Annotated in this window: 9 protein-coding genes and 3 pseudogenes; 1 reads left to right on the top strand and 11 read right to left on the bottom strand. The window is 49.2% G+C overall.

Translation table 11 applies throughout. From position 1 onward, the window contains the following. Positions 1–97: 97 nt before the first annotated feature. The 11 genes and pseudogenes from DQG13_RS03505 to DQG13_RS03455 form a co-directional block, all read right to left on the bottom strand. Entirely contained in the window at positions 98–2,923 is a 2,826-nt protein-coding gene (locus tag DQG13_RS03505) for a sugar-binding protein (protein ID WP_113018308.1), read from the bottom strand. A gap of 234 nt (positions 2,924–3,157) precedes the next feature. After that, positions 3,158–4,999, bottom strand: a complete 1,842-nt coding sequence (locus DQG13_RS03500) for a heparinase II/III family protein (protein WP_146767094.1) — start codon at positions 4,997–4,999, stop codon at positions 3,158–3,160. A 40-nt stretch (positions 5,000–5,039) separates the two neighbouring features. Further along, positions 5,040–7,310, bottom strand: coding sequence for a helix-turn-helix domain-containing protein (locus DQG13_RS03495; RefSeq protein ID WP_113018305.1), 2,271 nt, complete (start codon positions 7,308–7,310; stop codon positions 5,040–5,042). 32 nt (positions 7,311–7,342) lie between these two features. Beyond that, a complete protein-coding gene (locus DQG13_RS03490; protein ID WP_113018303.1) occupies positions 7,343–8,881 on the bottom strand; it encodes an extracellular solute-binding protein in 1,539 nt (512 codons plus the stop codon). 51 nt (positions 8,882–8,932) lie between these two features. Then, entirely contained in the window at positions 8,933–9,808 is an 876-nt protein-coding gene (locus tag DQG13_RS03485; protein WP_113018301.1) for a carbohydrate ABC transporter permease, read from the bottom strand. 23 nt (positions 9,809–9,831) lie between these two features. Then, positions 9,832–10,698 (bottom strand): annotated as a pseudogene (locus tag DQG13_RS03480) (ABC transporter permease); the annotation flags it as partial. A gap of 613 nt (positions 10,699–11,311) precedes the next feature. Continuing rightward, positions 11,312–12,675 (bottom strand): annotated as a pseudogene (locus tag DQG13_RS03475) (glycoside hydrolase family 3 protein); the annotation flags it as partial. Positions 12,676–12,713: 38 nt separating this feature from the next. Beyond that, positions 12,714–13,603 (bottom strand): annotated as a pseudogene (locus tag DQG13_RS03470) (carbohydrate ABC transporter permease). 10 nt (positions 13,604–13,613) lie between these two features. Then, positions 13,614–14,546, bottom strand: coding sequence for an ABC transporter permease (locus DQG13_RS03465; protein WP_258525436.1), 933 nt, complete (start codon positions 14,544–14,546; stop codon positions 13,614–13,616). 176 nt (positions 14,547–14,722) lie between these two features. Then, complete coding sequence (locus DQG13_RS03460; RefSeq protein WP_113018299.1) at positions 14,723–15,640, bottom strand: hypothetical protein; 918 nt, start codon at positions 15,638–15,640, stop codon at positions 14,723–14,725. A gap of 47 nt (positions 15,641–15,687) precedes the next feature. Continuing rightward, complete coding sequence (locus DQG13_RS03455) at positions 15,688–15,978, bottom strand: hypothetical protein (RefSeq protein WP_113018297.1); 291 nt, start codon at positions 15,976–15,978, stop codon at positions 15,688–15,690. A gap of 765 nt (positions 15,979–16,743) precedes the next feature. Between DQG13_RS03455 and DQG13_RS03450 the strand changes: the two genes are divergently transcribed. Then, on the top strand, positions 16,744–17,664 hold the full coding sequence (locus DQG13_RS03450; RefSeq protein ID WP_113018295.1) for a tyrosine-type recombinase/integrase: 921 nt from the start codon (positions 16,744–16,746) through the stop codon (positions 17,662–17,664). Positions 17,665–17,736: the final 72 nt, after the last annotated feature.

The raw sequence follows: 17,736 nt of genomic DNA, 5'->3' as shown, positions 1-17,736 counted from the left end.
TCCTGACGAAGCGTATTTGCCTCACTATTCAACAATCCAGCTTTTCTAAACCACTCCCTGCACTAAAGTGCAGGGAGTGGTTTAGTCTCTTACAGCATTAATTTACCGTTACCGTGATTTTCGCTTCATCGCCTTTATACACCGCTATAATCTCTGTCGTTCCGGCATTTAACCCTTGCACGATTGCACTTGCTCCGCGTGACTGCAGGAGCCGCGAAATAAATCCGTCTTTACTATACCAAATGATATTTTGGGGATCCGCAACCGGATTATTGTTGCTGTCCAGCACCTGGGCACTGATCGTTTGGGTTCCATATAAACCCAACGATAGGTTGCCCGAGTTGATCTGAACGGTGTACGGAGTGTTATTCGGGCCTGGATACGTATAGCCTTTCGTATTTCCGTAAGCTTGGCTGTTGAAATCGCTGTTTCCGCCTTCCCAATCTGAATTCCCACTGTTTACAAATTGCGGATCCGTACCCTTCACGCCAAGCACATATTCATCCGAATTGACAACGTTTAACTGTCCTCCGGATAAATTATATAGAGAAGTTCCGTTATTTTTACCGACAATCGAATCGTAAATATTAACTGTATTCGCGCTTTCGAGTCCGATTTCCGAGTTCTGGCTATTCCAGAATGTACTATAGTAAGCATCTACTTTACCATCACCAGTTACATGCAAGTTGAGTGCGTCTCCGCTTCCGCCACGTTTGAACGAATACCCGCCGATGGCACGGATGAGTGTAGCTTTATCAGCCGACCATAGCCGATAGTTCCGCTTATTGCCAAAAGAGACCGTATCGATTAATACCGGATTTGTCGATTTATCATCCCAGCCGCCATCCGTACTATCGAATGCCTTACTGCGTACGTACGTCAGATTGTAAGCCGGGCGTTCTGCCGTGAATCCGTCACCATTCCAGTAAGAAGTGCCGCTCTCATGCCAGCTGTTACGGGCGGTCACATCCTGGAACAAAATATCATGATCGAAGATGTGGGGAGATTCTGCCGGTGAATTCCCTACACTAAAACCGGATGGAAAATTGCTGCTGTTCCAGTTCGCCTGACCTCCCGCGTCGGCATTAACCCCAATGATGCTGGCCAAGTAGTTTCCATTCCTGAAGCGTATGGCTCTTTTGGTGAAATTCGTGTAATTTCCGTCCTTAACCACGATATCGTGCGTGCCCGCATCCGGGTTGGATCGTGTCGCCTTTCCCCAGAAATAAACGCCGTCGCTCATGTCATGGACGCTTACGTTATAGATGCGGATTCCTTCGCTTTGCCCATTAACATAGATGCCGGTAAAATAGTTGCGGATAATGATATCCTGAATCCACCAATAGTTGACGTTAAGCGGCACGTCTATGAATTTACGGGAACCTTGGTTGGACAGTGTGAAATCGCCTTTGAACTCAGGCAGCCCGCCGCCGGTATTCACGCCGATTAGCTTCTTCATATGCAGAGCGTCCGTGCCGCCGCTGGACAAGCTTAACGTCTGCGGCACCGTGTACATTCCGCTGCCTATATAAAGCGTGTTTGTATTGCCGGTTGCATTCCATGCTGCCTGCAAACCGCCGACTTGGTCACCCTTGAATGCGTTGGCCCAGCTGCTTCCGTCTTTTGTCCCTGCACCTTGCGGTGTTACATAGCGGTTGACTGGCTGCGGCTGCGTTGGCGGTGTTGGAGGAGTTCCGACCGTAGTAGAGGACAGAATCAAATCACCAAACTCCGATGTATTTTTCCAATTATCTACACTTCCTGCCCATACGAGCTGCCCTTCACGGACTCCACCGTTATCGTCATCGTTGACAGCGATATCGAAGCCAATGCTGGACTGTGCTGCTGGCACAATGCCAAAGTTGATCCATGGGATAGCCATCTCGATGGCATATCCCCCTGCAATCGCCGACCACGCATGCTTCACGCCGACGGTTTCGTTCTGTTGCTCGAATACTCCGACATCATTGTATCTTTTACGGAATTGCCAGTCTTTTAAATTGTAGATGATCCCTCGACTGTGATCGGCGTCAATAAATATTTCAACTGAATCATCATCGAAGGAATCCGTCGACGAATCGTTGTACAGATTGCTATCCAACACTTTAACGCCTACGTACAAATATTTGTCATCCCATAGCGCCCCATAAGTAACCGTATTGTCTGTCGCTCCTTGGACAACCTTGGATGCGCTTTGGCTGATGGACCAAACAGACTCATCCAAAGCACCATTTACTGAAATCGGAGCTAACGTTTTTTTAGCGGTATAAGTAGGGGTAGCAGGAGTAGTAGGAGTCGAATCCGTAACGACAATATCATCAAGGATGTATGTGGTAGAAGTCCCTCTGGTGCCGATTTTCCCTGCAGAGAATGTGGAATCGGAAGCGGTAATCTTTTGTATCCCATCTACATATCCGGTTAAATTAGCTCCATCTACTGATAATTTAAGTGTATATACCGTATTCGTATTAATAGTTATGGCCGTTTCAGCGAGAAGCGCAAAGGTACCGTTTACTCTTTTGCTCAGTTGGATGTTGTCGTTCGAACTATCGATTTTTAAATAGTAAAAGTTATTTGCATCCACGTATCTTGCGAGAATACCCGCGTTGCTTCCGGAAAGCAGCTTTACTTTCGATTCCACGGAATAATTCGTCCATCCGGCGTTTCCGGCGACAGCAAGCTTCTCTGTAATGCCTCCGCTCGCATATTGGATCTTGTAAACCATCGTGTTGTCCGATACCACGCTAAAATTAGCTGCTCCACCTTTCACTACGGACCAACCGGCTGCATCTCCGTCTTCAAAATTATCGGAAAATAAAGTTGCTGCGAATGCCGGTCCCGGTTTAATCAACCCCATCGAAAACACCATGCTGAAGACTAATAAAACCGCCAATGTCCTGGTGAACCATTCTCTCGACCTCATAAATAAACGACTCCCTTCAGATTAGAAGATGATTACAAGATTGAAGAGGTATAGCAAACCTTAGAGATTCAATTAGGGCGTGTCTGAAAACTCCGAGGGGAGTGGATTTTAGCGAATTTTTGTTCATGGCAAGGCACTTTTGCGCAGGCGTACCGGGGGTACGTCAAGCGAAAGTAACGCAGCAAGGGACGAAAAGGCGGTGAAAGATGCCCTCAACGAGTTTTCAGACACGGCCTAGCTGGGCTTAGCCGTACAGCGGAACCGAAATAAAAATTCTGCCTGGTCGGGTGCCTTGCTTGTATGCAGACGAACGCGGTGAATGACGCGGGTTCGGACAGGATTGGCATCGTTACGGAGCACTTCATGCTTCGCAGCCAGCAAGTCTGCCTCGTAGTACATCTCCACCTTCCCCTGATCCCCATCCCAGATGACGCAGCCCTTCTCGATGAGCGGCTCTGTCAGACTGATAAACGCTTCGGTGAGCTGGTTGGTGGACACCCGGAAGACGAAAGCATCCGTCATCTTCAGCTCAGCCTCCCCACTAGCAGGGTCGCAAGCCCATTGAAATGTCCGATTGAAGGAGCTTAAGCCGGCTGCCTCCGGGTATGCTTCTGTCAAATCCAGCTTGACGACCAGCATTTGTTGACCCATATCCGTTTCTCTGACGATCCCCCGGTATGATTCACCTGCGCCCTGAACACAGCCGTTAATAACCGGTACAGAGTGCCCTTCCGAAGAAGTATGCACATGCTCATATCGCTTATCGCCGAAATAATCCCGGGTGTATGCTCCTTGTCCCAGATCGACAAGCAGCGTCTCTCCTCCTGCATGCAGGATGAAGTGACCCAGATCATTATGATTATGCGGCTCGTTGTTGTGCCCTCCCTTAGCAGCGAAAGCGAACAATGTCCCACTGAGCATTCGCTTGTCTACCACCCAGCTCGCATCGGTGAACACGTAAGTTCCTTCCGCATAGGGTCGGTGGAAATGGGTTGAATCTGTCCAAAGCAGATTGCGGACCGTCTGCGAAAACCTGTACGTCGCATTCTCATGAAAACGGGCTGCCCGGGTCATCACCGGAAGTGGCGCTTGAATACGATCATGTAGCCTGCTGTGCAGCCCGGTACTAAGGAATGGCTGCTCCACACAATCCGAAAAGCTGACGGATTGCGGTGAAGTCAGTGCCACGACAGCCGGAAAGCGAGCGATAGCCGTTATCTTGTCCTCCTGAAGCAGATCCAGCTCCCCTCCGGTATACTCCCTCAGCATCTCGGCGAAATAAACGTAATATCCGAATCCGTACTCCCAGTAGCTGATTCCTTCCTGGCAGCAGCCGTCCACCGCGAACCCTTCCAGGAAGCACGCCATCGCTCCGACGAGTCGTCCGATCATGCCGGCCAGACGCTCACCGTCGTCAATCAATAGCAGCGCGGCCATCCCTACCGCTCCGGCGCAGACGGAAGCCCAGTTACTTGTGCGCCACTCCCAGCGGAAGGTGTAAGCGGAGCTGAATACCGGCCCGAATACCCGGCGTTCGAGCTCCTCCTTGACCCGGTGCACGACCCAGGGATTGAGCCGGTCTTGGAGGAGGTACAGCGTCTCCGCCAACGCGTGTGCCGTCTCCGCCGCGAACAAGTCCACCATCTGAGCCATCGGGACGCTGGATTCAATCAGCTTCTCGTAGGACCATGGCAGATGAGCGGGCAGCGCCCACGAGTGCTCCTCGCAGATCATCCAAAGCAGATCCTCCAGAGTCTCCAGCGTCCCCTCCACTGGAAACAACCAGCACTCCAGCGCCAGAGCAAGCAGCCTTCCCCGGCGGTCATAATAAGGCTTCTGGTATTCCACGCGCGTACCTTGCTTTACAAACAGATGAAACTTGGAGAACAGAAGCGCCGGGACCGGCTCCTTCCTGGCTCTGGCCGACTCCACCCGAATGTCCTCTAATAGCGGGGCGAAGACCTCAGACTGCATAATAGACTTCTTCAGTTCATCGGTGAGCGGCGCACCCAGGAGGTGATCTTGGGTGTGCTTCGCTGATAGTATAGCCGAACGAATGCGGTTAAAGCTGATCATCGAATCCCTTTCTCCCTCCAGACACATCTTCTTTGTTATATTAATCTTCTGATACGACCCCGGAATTCCTCTCCCGATACTGCCCCGGTGTAATGCCCTCAATCTTGCGGAAGTAACGTATGAAATTGGTCGGATTCGTATACTTGAGCTTCTCGGCAATCTCCGTCACGGTCATACTCGTCTCCGTTAACCAGCCCTTGGCCATCTCAAGCCGATGCTTCAACAAATATTCGCTAAAGTTCACGCCAGTCTCCTGACGAAACACCTTGCTAACATAATGAGGATGATAATGAATCCGGGAAGCGCATAGCTCCAGCGTGAGAAGCGTATCGAACTCCTCGTGGATCATCTGAATGACCGCTTCGGATATATTTTGGAACTGGGAGCTGCGGCGTTTCTCTAGAAGGGCGATAACCGGTGTGATCAGCCTCTGCAGGAACCACTCCTCCATCTCTTCCACCGTTCGGAGCTGAGTCATCTGTTCAATGAGCGATGCCTCTCCATCTACCAGTTCTCTAAGTGGCACCCCTTCAGCCTGCAGCAGACTGGTTATTTCGGTCAGCATCCGGAATAAGCTCAACTGGTATTCATGAAAGTGAAATGGCGGCCGCACCAGCTCCTGCATGAAGCTATGCAGCTTTTCTTCCGCCCGCAGCCGGTATCCGCTTTTGATCAAGGCCAGCAGCTCCTGCTCCAGCTTCAGCGGATATTGAACCGCCTCGGCCGATCCGGAATTAACATCCTCGCTGTAAATAATGGCTTCATTTCCGAGTCGCATCCGGTAGTGCAGCGCTTCCATCGCCTCCCGGTAAGCCCGCGGCACGTCTGTCCACTGCTCGACCGGCTTGCTCAAGGCGACGCTGACCGTCACGTCCAAATAGTTGGACGACGCCTTCTGAATCTCTTCCGCCCATAGTTGAAGCTCCGTGTTCCAAGCCACCGGGTCGTCCAGCACTGTGCCTACCACATTCAACTGGCTGCTGTTTGAGACGATCGGTGTTAGCCGGTTTGTCTCTGGAATGATCTCGCTGACCATGTTGCTGATAGCGAACAGCAGCAAATCCTGATCATTGCGACTATACCGCGTCCCCTCCAGCGTATCAATCTCTACTGCCATCACCGTCATTTTGTGCCAACCCGCTGCATAACTGAACATGCCCAGCTTCTCGGTAATTTCACGCTTGCGCACATCACCCATAATGAGCTTCTGGACGAAGAACGCCTCAAGCTGCACGGTGTAGCCTTCGATCTGGCTGGACATCTTCTTCTCCCGATCGAGCAGCTTCTTGACGCTCTGGCCGATCTGCTGAATATGATCCTCCGTGCTGTTGGGGTCAGGATTCTTATCCCCAGATCCGGCAAGCACACTATGGAGCATGCGGATCGGCCGGTACATATTTTTAGAGCCGAACCAGGCAGCTAACAAAATCAAAAACAGAATCCCGGCGCAGATCCACCAAATGTACTGCCCGATGGATCGGGATTCCTTGGTAATCTCATCAATCGGAGCGGCTGCAATATAATACCACCCCGAAAAGCCGGAGTGGACAAATGTCACCTCGTACTTTTGACCGTCATGTTTAATTCCCAGCTGTCCCTCAAGGTCGTCGCCCGACAGCCGCTTCTTCAATTCCGGGTTGCCCAGCAGCTGCTGTACGGAGCCTTGATCCTGCCCGATTATCAACTCCATTTGTCTGTCCAGGATCGCTGTGCTTCCAAGCGGGTTCGCCCGCAGGAGCAGCTTGCTGAGGTGAGAGTACGGGATATCCGCAACCACAAGCATCGCCGGGTTGGTTACATAAAGCGGGCTCTTCTTCAAAAATCGGATTCCTTGCTCATTCTTAATCCATGTGGAATTCAAGGAGGAATTCAGAAAGTCCTGGTAGGGCTGCAGTTCCTCTTCTTTATTATCAAACGTGGTAATCCCCGCATTGCTCACACGCCAAAGGTATTGAAGATTGTACAATGTCACGTCGAATACGCCAATCTCATAGATCTGGATCTGGCGCATGCTGGATTCGAGCCTGCTGAACGGCTCATACTTATTATAATCCAGTGGAATATTATACAGATCCGTGCCTTGCGGACTGTTGAGGAACGCCACCAGGGCTGTCTCCACCGTCTTCATATTCTGCTCGACAGCAAGCTGGCTGTACTTTATAATCTGCAGATTTCCGGCTTCCACATACTTCTGAATCGTCGTGGAAGCGCGGAAGTAAGACAGGAAACCAAGGATAGCGAGAGGTATAACGCCAAGGAGGAACCCATAAACGAGTAATTTATTCAAGTAAGTCATTTGGCGAAAGTTCATGTTGATTCCTCCTTGGCTGCAGCCTTATAACTTTACTTGCCTTGCGCCTTCTTGTATTCTGCGGTTAATTCTGCGATGACCTTGTCGCCGCCCGCTTTCTTCCAATCTTCTATAGCCTTCTTAAAGCCGGCTTCGTCGATTTGACCCATAATAAACTTCACTGTGGCATCCATCTTAATCTTATCCAGCTCCGGCCCCTTCTCAGTCTTCGTTGGTGAGATCAGGGGGCCGGCTACGTCAAAAATGGCGATCTTCTCATTGGCTGCAACCAAGTCGGCAACCAACTTGCTTGCCGGTTCCGACTTCAGCGGGGTGCCTGTATTCATGTGTGCGACTGCCAGCTCTCTGAAGGCAGCGGTTCCTGTTTGGGTTTCAGTCGACAGCGTTGCGTTAGGTACAAGTAAGTCGCCTTCCATCGTATAATCCACATCTTTAATACCGCGATAGGCAATCGTCATTCCTTCACGGGATGACAACTTGTCGAAGAAGCCAAGAATCTTGAGCAGCTCCGCCTCTGTTTTAATAGAGCTCTTGGAGAAGAAATATCCGCCCAACGTACCGCCTGTGGAGGAAGCCCTTAAGCCCTTAGGCCCCGGAAGACCTTGAATGAAGCCGACCTCACTGTTGGGATCCAGCTTCAGCAGATCCTTCTGATATGTCTTCAAGTTGCTGTCTACAGAGATAATAATACCTGCCTTGCTCTTTGTGAATAACTCCCCTTGCTGCGTGGTGTTGAGCAAAGCGAAATCCTGGTTAATCGCTTTGTCCGCATACAGATTGCGATACCACTTCATTCCTTCGAAGAATTCCGGCGTCATGAAGTTGGGCACAACCTGATCGTTCATAAAACCGTGATTCATAGGTCCGCCGAAATAGACGGAGATATCGCGCCCCAATGCATCAAGGGAAGAAGACTCCGCATAGCCGATGGTGTCATTTTTACCATTTTTATCGGGATCATTCTCCGTAAACGCTTTCGCCATTTTTGCCAAATCGTCAAGCGTCTTCGGCTCGGCGATGCCCAAATTCTTCGCCCAATCCTTGCGGTATGCGATAAGGTGCCTGGCGCCATCACGGAACCGCGGAAGTAAATAGATCTTGCCGTCGTAAGTGACCGTATTGATCACATCTGGACTCAGCTTGCTAAGATTCGGGAACTGCTTGAGGTAAGGTCCGATCTCCCAGAACGCGCCGGCTCTCACCGCATTGATCACGTTCGTCATACGGGCTGTATTCGACAGCATCACCTGTGGCAGCTCGCCGGTGGCCAAGGTCGCGTTAAATTTATCATTGTACGCTGTTGCCGGAACCCATGTAAACTCCAGCTTCGTATTGGTCATCTTCTCTATCTCGAGCTTTAGCGGATTGTCATCCTTTATCGGATCGAGAGCAGTCTGGGACATAATCTTGATCGTTGTAGGCGCCTCGTTAGTAGCCGCTGGCTTGCCGCTGTCCGCTGCCGGCTGGGGGCTGGCACCGTCGGTGCTGGAGCCGCATCCTGCCAAAAGTGTTCCTGTTAACGCCGATGCCATGACAGTAACCGTAATCTTTTTCATCGTCGAATTGTTCATGAATGAATAGACCTCCTAATTTATTATAACTTAGAACTGCCAACCTTCATACTAACCTTTCACAGAACCCAGCATCACCCCTTTAGCAAAGTGCTTTTGCAGAAACGGATACACGCATAAAATGGGAACCGTAGCTACCGTAATCACAGCCATCTTGACCGTTTCCGTCATAGACGCCTGTTCGGCTGCAGCCTCAGGATTATCAAGCCAGCTCTGCGACAGCATAACGATGTTGCGGAGCAGCACTTGAATCGGCCATTTGGCTGCATCATTAATATAGAGCACCGCCGGCATGAACGTGTTCCAATGCCCTACGGCATAGAACAAGCTGAAAGTGGCTATGGCCGGCAAGGAGAGCGGCAACACGAGCCGGAATAAGATGACAAGATCGTTGGCGCCGTCAATCTTTGCGGATTCCTCGAGCCCCTCGGGCATTTGCTGGAAAAAGTTTTTCAGAAGAATGAGGTTGAACACACTGATTGCTCCCGGCAGAAGCAGTGACCAGTAAGAATTCAGCAATCCCAGCGCTTTAACAAGCAGGAACGTGGGAATCATGCCCCCGCCGAACAGCATGGTGAACAGGACCATCATCATGAGGGGCTTGCGTCCGATCAGATCCTTGCGGGACAGCGGATACGCCATAATGGAGGTGGCAACAATATTGATCGACGTCCCGGCCAGCGTGATGAAAATCGTAACAAACAAACTGGTCAACATCCGGTCGTTGGCGAAGATGGTTCGGTAAGCGTCCAGTGAGAACTCCGTTGGGAACAGGATGAAATCCTTGGAGAGAACTTCCCGCTCAGATGCAAATGAGGTCGCTACGATATGAACAAATGGAACGGTTGTAGCCAGCGCGAATAAGGATAGGACGGCAATATTCAAATAGTCGAATAACCGGCCAGCGACTGTGTCGTGATGCTTCATAGATAGACAGGCTCCTTCCCTTATTAAATAATTCCTTCTTCTCCGAACATCTGTGAAAGCTTGTTCGCAATCAGCAGAAGCACGAGTCCGACGAAAGACTTAAACACCCCTACGGCAGTCGAGTAGCTGAAGGCGCCCTGAACTATTCCTGACGTATACACATACGTATCGAAGATTTCGGCCACTCCACGGTTCAGTGAATTTAATAGCAAGAACATATGCTCGAAGCCAAGCTCAAGAATATCGCCAATTTTTAAAATAAACAGAATAATGATTGTACTGCGAATACATGGCAGAGTAATGTGCCACAACTGACGCATCCGACTCGCCCCGTCCATCCTGGCCGCCTCGTATAACTGAGGATCGACCCCTGCCAGTGCAGCCAGGTAGATAATCGTACCCCAGCCCGTTTCCTTCCAGATCGACTGCAAAATATACATGGGGCGCAATTGATCCGGATCCATCATAATGGTAAACTTCTGCATCCCCATGGAAGCAAGGATTCCTTGGAAGACCCCGTCCTGCATTTCGAAGATCACGTAGAACATGCCGACAACGATGACCCAGGACATGAAGTGCGGAAGGTAGATCAGCGTCTGAATGATTCGCTTGAACTTTAACGCTCGCAGTTCATTCAACATAAGCGCGAAGATGATCGGCATGGGGAATACTAAGGCAAGATTCATTAAAGAAAGCAGCAATGTATTCTTCAGCAGCATAAAGAAGGTCGGATCGGTAAATAACCGATGGAAGTGCTTCAAACCTACCCATTTGCTGCCCGTCATTCCTTGGAAGGGGGAATAATCCTGGAATGCGACGACAATGCCCCCCATCGGTACGTACTTAAATAATAGAAAGTAGATAATGCCCGGCAGGAGCATCACATAGAGCCAGCGGTCCATTATCATCTTGCGCAACCGACTCTTCTTCCTCACAGCACTTGCCGTTCTAATCCTTTTCGACTCGGTGTTGGACGAATGATTGTAAACAGCCAAAAAGACTCACTCCTTCATGTCACTTTCCTGTTCATTGTAGGAGTTAAACATCTTGACAGTCTATATTCATTTATTCAAAAGCTCGAAAACCCCCTTTTTCACCACATGAGTAATCATTATTTCATGGGGTATGCACATTTATTGACATCGGAATAACGCAATTCAATCGCCTCCAAATGATTAGAGAACCGGCTGGCCGCAGCATTATCGATAAATAATGAGGCTTCGAGTAGCCCAAGCTGCAGAAAAAAGACCCGCAGGCGAGTACTTTTCAAAGTACTCCTGCAGGTCTTGCAATTGATTTTTCTTGATCACGACCGGCTCAACTCGCTCAGACGATCCCGCGGCACTGGGATAGGAAGATCGCCATTCTACCAGCATTAAAGACGCTCGTTAAAAGCACCTTGCATTATGGATTTCATTGTATCTGGCGGAAGGCTATAATCAATCTCCATGTACGGTACCTTTACTTCGTTTTAGTTCTCCAGTAATGAAAGCGGGACGCCCAGGCTCCGGTCGTTGTCGATAGTTCAAGGGACGGCGTTGTGTTAACTCCGGCCTCAATCAAATGGACTTGATTGTATGGCAAGTGAAGATGGGTCCGGTCGAAGCCTTCGGATTCATACCGTTCCGGAAGGCCGGCAAAAATGACTGCGACGGAAGCGCTTTTGGCAGCAAGCACAGCTTCCTCCACCAGAACCGCATCAAGATCATCGCGCTCCAATTCATATCCTTTCGCATAAGCAACACTGGCGGAGCTGCCTGCGGATTGAGCTATCTCATGGCTAATATCCTCCAGCCTGGTGGGATTGATATGGGAGCTGCCTCCCCCCTGATACCGCGGTTCTTTGGCTAATGCACCGATGACAGCAACTCTTCCGTTCTTCTCCAGAGGTAAAATGCCATCTTCATTCTTTAACAGCACCATGGATTCACGCGCGACTTCCCTTGCCAAACGGTGATGGGCTTCAGCGTCATAAGCAGCACCCGGCTTCTTGTGATCCGCGGCTTTAAAGATGATCCGCAGCAGCCGCTCCACAGCTTCATCCAGCTTCGGCTCCGGAAGACGGCCGCTGCGAACCGCCTCCACAATTTTGCGGGTTCCCGCTCCGCCGGAAGAGGGCATTTCCAACTCTAAGCCGGCGAGCAGTCCCTCGCTCCTTTCGTTAACAGCGCCCCAGTCGGAAACGACAAAACCTTCGTGCCCCCATTCCTTCTTCAAAATATCGGTTAGCAAACGCTCGTTCTCGGAGCAATATTCTCCATTCAATTGGTTATAGGAGCACATGACGGTCCAAGGCTGGGCTTTTTTTACCGCTCCTTCGAAGCTGGCCAAATAAATTTCCCGCAGCGTGCGCTCGTCTATCACGGCATTTGTCGTCATCCGCCGGTGCTCCTGGTTGTTCGCGGCAAAATGCTTCAGCGAGGTACCGACTCCCTGACTTTGAACCCCTTCGATATGAGCTGCGGCCAGCTCGGAAGACAGATAAGGGTCTTCCGAGAAATATTCGAAATTTCTCCCGCATAGCGGCGACCTCTTAATATTGGCGCCGGGGCCAAGCAAGATCGACACGTCTTCCGCCTGGCACTCCTCTCCCAGGGCGACGCCCACACGCCTGACCAATTCCCGGTCCCACGAAGTGGCAAGCCCCGCCGCCGACGGGAAGCAGGTGGCCGGCACACTATCGAAGAGGCCCAGGTGATCGGCAGATGCTTTTTGCTTCCGAAGGCCGTGGGGACCGTCGGTCAGCATGATCGAAGGAATGCCAAGTCTTTCGATGCCTTCGTGTGCCAAAAATCCAAGCCGGAGCACAAATCCGCTTTTTCCTCAAGCGACATTTCAGCTATCAATTTCTTGATATCCCGTTCCACAATTGCATTCTCCCTTTCGTCCATGTAACGTTATCTGATTAACCTTTAACCGCACCAATCGTCATTCCCTTGACAAAATACTTCTGGAAGAAGGGATACGCCACCAGAATCGGGATGACGGCAATAACAGCTATCGCCATCCGGAAGGTTTCACTCGGCAATTCTGCCACCTTCGATCCTGCGCTTGCGCTTAAGTCGCCATTGCTGGCAAGAAACTGAATGTCACTCATAATTCGATTGAGCACATTCTGCAAGCTGAACAGCTTGGGATTCGTAACATAGATCAAGCCGTTGTTCCAATCATTCCAATAGGCAGGCCCTGGAACAGGCCAACCGTAGCCAGAATAGGCAAAGATAAGGGCAAAACGATCTTGTAGTACATTTTAAATTCACCCGCGCCGTCCATGCTCGCGGATTCCAATACAGGAACGGGAATCGTCGTTTTGAAGAAGGTTCTCATGAGCATTGCATTGAAGCCGTTCATCAGCAAACCGGGGATAATCAAAGCCCACAGGGTGTTCTTGATATGGAAAATCTGTGTATAGACCAAGTAGGTGGGAACCAAGCCGCCGTTGAATAATAACGTAAAGAACAGCATGAAGGCGAAGAAGGTTCCGCCCGGCAGATCTCTTCGGGATAACGGATAGGCCAGCATGGAGGTGATGATCAGACTGGCCGTTGTGCCTACCACCGTAATGAGCACTGTAATGCCGTAAGCATTGAATATTAGGGAGGATTGCTCCCATAAGTAACGGTAAGCCAGCAGGCTGAACTGCTCGGGGAAGAACGAATATCCGTTTCGTAGAATGGACTTTTCTTCCGTTAACGAAGACATCATCAATAGCAGGAACGGAAGCAGGCAGCTTAAGGAAAACAGGGCCATTACGATATGGGCTGCCCATTGCCAGGCGTTGTTTTCTTTTTTCATGGTCATCCCCCTAGAACAAAGCATTTTCTCTGTTGATTTTGCGAACCACAAAGTTGGATATCATCACCAGCGTGAAGCCAACCAGCGATTGATAAAAGCCTGCCGCCGAAGACATTCCGATGTTGCCAAGCTGAAGCAGCCCGCGGAATACATAAGTGTCGATGACATTGGTTGTACTGAAAAGAGCTCCGGCATTCATGGGCACCTGGTAGAAGAGTCCGAAATCAGAATAGAAAATCCGGCCGATCTGCAGAAGGGTCAGCATGGTGATGACCGGGGAGATCAAGGGAATGGTGATCATGCGGATTTGCTGCCACTTGGAGGCGCCGTCCAGCTTGGCTGCTTCATAATATTCGGGATCAATGCCGATAATGGCCGCCAGGTAGATAATGCAGGCATATCCCGCCCCTTTCCAGACTTGCACCATGGTTAGGATAAAGGGCCAATACTTGGGCTCGTTATACCAAGCAATAGGCTCAATCCCCAATGCCGGCAGTATCGTCTTATTCATTAAACCGCTCTCCATGCTCAGAACGGAAAATACAAGGTAGCTGATCAGCACCATGGAAATCAGGAACGGCAAAATGATAAGACTCTGGTAAAGACGGGAAGCAATCTTGCTCTTGATTTCGTTCAAGAGAATTGCGAAGCTTACGGCAACAATAAGGCCGATACTGATGAACGCAATGTTATAGAGCAGCGTGTTCCTTGTAATGATGAAGGCGTCAGAGGTCTGGAACAGGAATTTGAAATTCTGCAGTCCCACCCAATCGCTCCTCCAGATTCCTTTGGCAAAATTGATGTCCTTAAAGGCAATCGCCAAGCCAAACATCGGCAAATAGCTATTGATCAGCAAATACGTGATTCCCGGAAGCATCATAAGATAGAGCGGACTGTACTTCCAGATTCTCTTCATGGCTTTGCCTCTCATTGGTTTCGTCATTCGTCGGGTTCCCCTTTCATCTCCAGCGTAAGTGGCTTTCATGTTGTACCCTCATCTTAAAGAAATCCGCCTCCCCCCACTACCGTTCCCCCGACTTCCCGCTAGCATTTTGCCGACCACTCCAATTGGTAAAAAAACCCGGAACCAACATAGGCCGGTCCGGGTTGAGTACTGTTCTACTTAAGAATGGCATTCAGCTCCTGGTTAATGACGGGCAACAATGCCGGCGGGATATGATAAAATTCCAGTTGGGCCATCTTTTCGATGGACATGACATCCATGGTCACCTCAAAGAAGGGATGATCCGTCACATGACCGAAGTACTTCAAGAAAACGGCTTTAGCCGCAGGATTTCTGTAGAGTGAGGCAATGGTGTCGTAGGTGGAATAATACCCCTCCTTCAGCACGACCTTCCCGGGATTGGACAGATCAAAACGTTCAAACCAGTTGACTGCATGCGCCGCCTGCTCTTCCTTCACATGAATGTATCCCGAATCAGGCTCCGCAACCCGGCAAAGCCGCATTTCATCCGTATAGACATTCCCTTCAGAATCGATTCCTTCTGTTCGCAGAAGATTCTCGTCCTCGGCGAGCCGCACATCCTTTATCGTCTTCACCCGCTCATCACTGTTGATTTCCGTCAGGAACAATCCGTTTAAATAGAAGCGGAGCCGGTTGACATTCGATAACACCACGATGTCATTGCTCTCCCGATGCCGATTCACGAACCGCCTCCCGGCCATATGAACGAACGGTTCTTTGGACCAATAAGCCTTGTATAAATAAAAGGCATCCTTGCGCAAGGATCGGTCAATGGTCACAAGTCCCTTCATATTTTTACCGGAAACTCCGCCTTCCTTGCGGTTGGCGCTGCCGAAATCAAACATATTCCATACATATCCCCCCAGTACAAACGGTCTTGTCTCGAAGGTCTCCAGAGCATTATGGTGGAATAGCATCTGGTACTCCTCCGTGTAATCTTTTACCTCAGGGGAGTAGCTGTGATAGCATGGATTCGTGTCCACCCCATACTCCGATACCAGCAAAGGAATTTCCGGTCTGGCCCGATGAAATTCATCCAGCCTGCTTCCCAAGTCTTTGATCTCTCCGTAGTACCACCCATAATACAGATTGTATCCGACTACCTCTGGTATTCGTTATCCGAGCTTGAGGTCATGGAGCGCAAATCATAATTGGAAGTCAATAAACTCATCAGATTGCGGTCTGTGTTCTCCAAGCGGTCATCGATTTGCCCCATATAGAGGGATATTAAATTCTTATAGGAGAACGCCACTTGGTTGTGCACAACGCGAATGCTATAGAAATTGTTGTAAAGCAAGAGTGCAATAAGGGGAACCGTTACCATCAGCAGCCCCGCGATTACCTTGAATCGGATCGAATTCCACGAAATGTGCGGGATCGTAAGCTTCATTACGCTCTCCTCCACTGTCCAAAAATCAAAAATGACTGCCGAGAACCCCCTCGACAGTCCGGCTGACTGGTTTTTGATTAATGTTTCCTAACTTGCCCTGATTCATTAACCATATCAGAGCAGATGGAGTTATACTACTGTTTTGACGACCTTTCACTGTGTATCTGACGACTTTTCTTTATTCGTTCCATCTCCTCGGACTGAAGCGATTTTGGGCTGATCAAACATTGCCGCGGCGCTGGAGTACGCGGCTCCGCCTATACATTTTGACATACCATGGCAAAAACTTTTCTCATGAAACGACGGAACATGAAACTTGCAGCCCCATTGAGTCGCTGCTCCTTTTTGCTAACAACATCAGAAGTAAGTCAGGTAGAACGCGCTCAGATCCGGAGAAAATAAGGAAAAGAGGCGATACCCATTACTCGTATCGCCTCCCTGGTGCATACTTATTCATCATTGGCCGCAATGTATATCTGCAGTCGGCCTAAATCCAATATAAATTATACAAACTGATCAGGAAATAGTTCTCTTACTTCCGTCCAGAGCATCTTATATCGCCTCCTATTTTGATTTTAACATTTCTATGATTGCTCTGAACACTCTCAAGCCAAGGAATGCTGCTGTTCTTATCCAAAATTACGAAGTTAGAGCATCGTACAAAGCATATATCTACCATACCTATTGAAGCTTGCGTGCATATTCGACAAACTAGACTATTTGTAGGCATAATGATTCAATACACCCTATTTGGAGGATACATTGATGCAGAACTTCGCTCATTTGTTTGATCGTTACTTGAATTATTGTCAATATCAGAAAAGACTTGATTCCAAGACATTGAAAGCTTATCGAATAGACATTACACAATTATTGCAGTTTATCGAAGGAATCGACGGCTGTTTAACCAAAAATAATTTATCAGATTACGTGGTCAACCTTCATAAGACGTTCAAACCCAAAACCGTCAAACGAAAAATCGCCAGCATCAAGGCATTTTGCAACTGGATGGAGTATGAGGAATTGATTCCGGACAATCCATTCTCAAAAATGAATCTGAAGTTTCACGAGCCACATATCTTGCCTAAAACAATCCCTTTTGATGTAATAAAAACCCTGCTTCAGTCGGCGTATCAGGAGTTGAAGCACAGTTCACCTCATAAAGAGCTCGACTGCTTGCGCAATATAGCCGTTTTGGAGCTTTTGTTCGCAACTGGCATGAGGGTTTCGGAGCTTTGTTCACTAAAATCGGAAGACCTGAATCTGCTGAACAAACACATTCGTATCTACGGAAAGGGTTCCAAAGAGAGGATTATTACCATTAGTAACCCCGATGTGCTGGCAGCATTGCATAAATATAAAATGGCTTTTAGCCAGCAAATTGAAAGTACAGGGTATCTTTTCGTCAATAGGTTAAAGAGCCGCCTCTCGGAACAATCGGTTCGATTTATGATTAACAAGCTTGCGTTAAAGGCGCAGGTACACCAACACCTGACTCCCCATATGTTCCGGCATTCATTTGCCACACTTTTATTGGAGGAGGATGTGGACATACGGTACATTCAGCAGATATTGGGGCATAGTTCCATAACGACAACCCAAATTTATACCCATGTTTCAACTAAAAAGCAGAATGATATACTCAGTTTAAAGCATCCGCGAAATCGGGTCTTAATCAAATCATGAAATAAAGGGTTGAATATAGGCTCATCCTGCCCCACTCCTTGTATTGGATGAAGGATAATATGTAATTATCGG

The organism is Paenibacillus sp. YN15 (genome assembly GCF_003285005.1).
Taxonomy (GTDB): Bacteria; Bacillota; Bacilli; order Paenibacillales; family NBRC-103111; genus Paenibacillus_AR.
The sequence above is the reverse complement of the archived record's forward strand: the minus strand, read 5'-3'. Positions and strand labels throughout refer to the sequence as shown.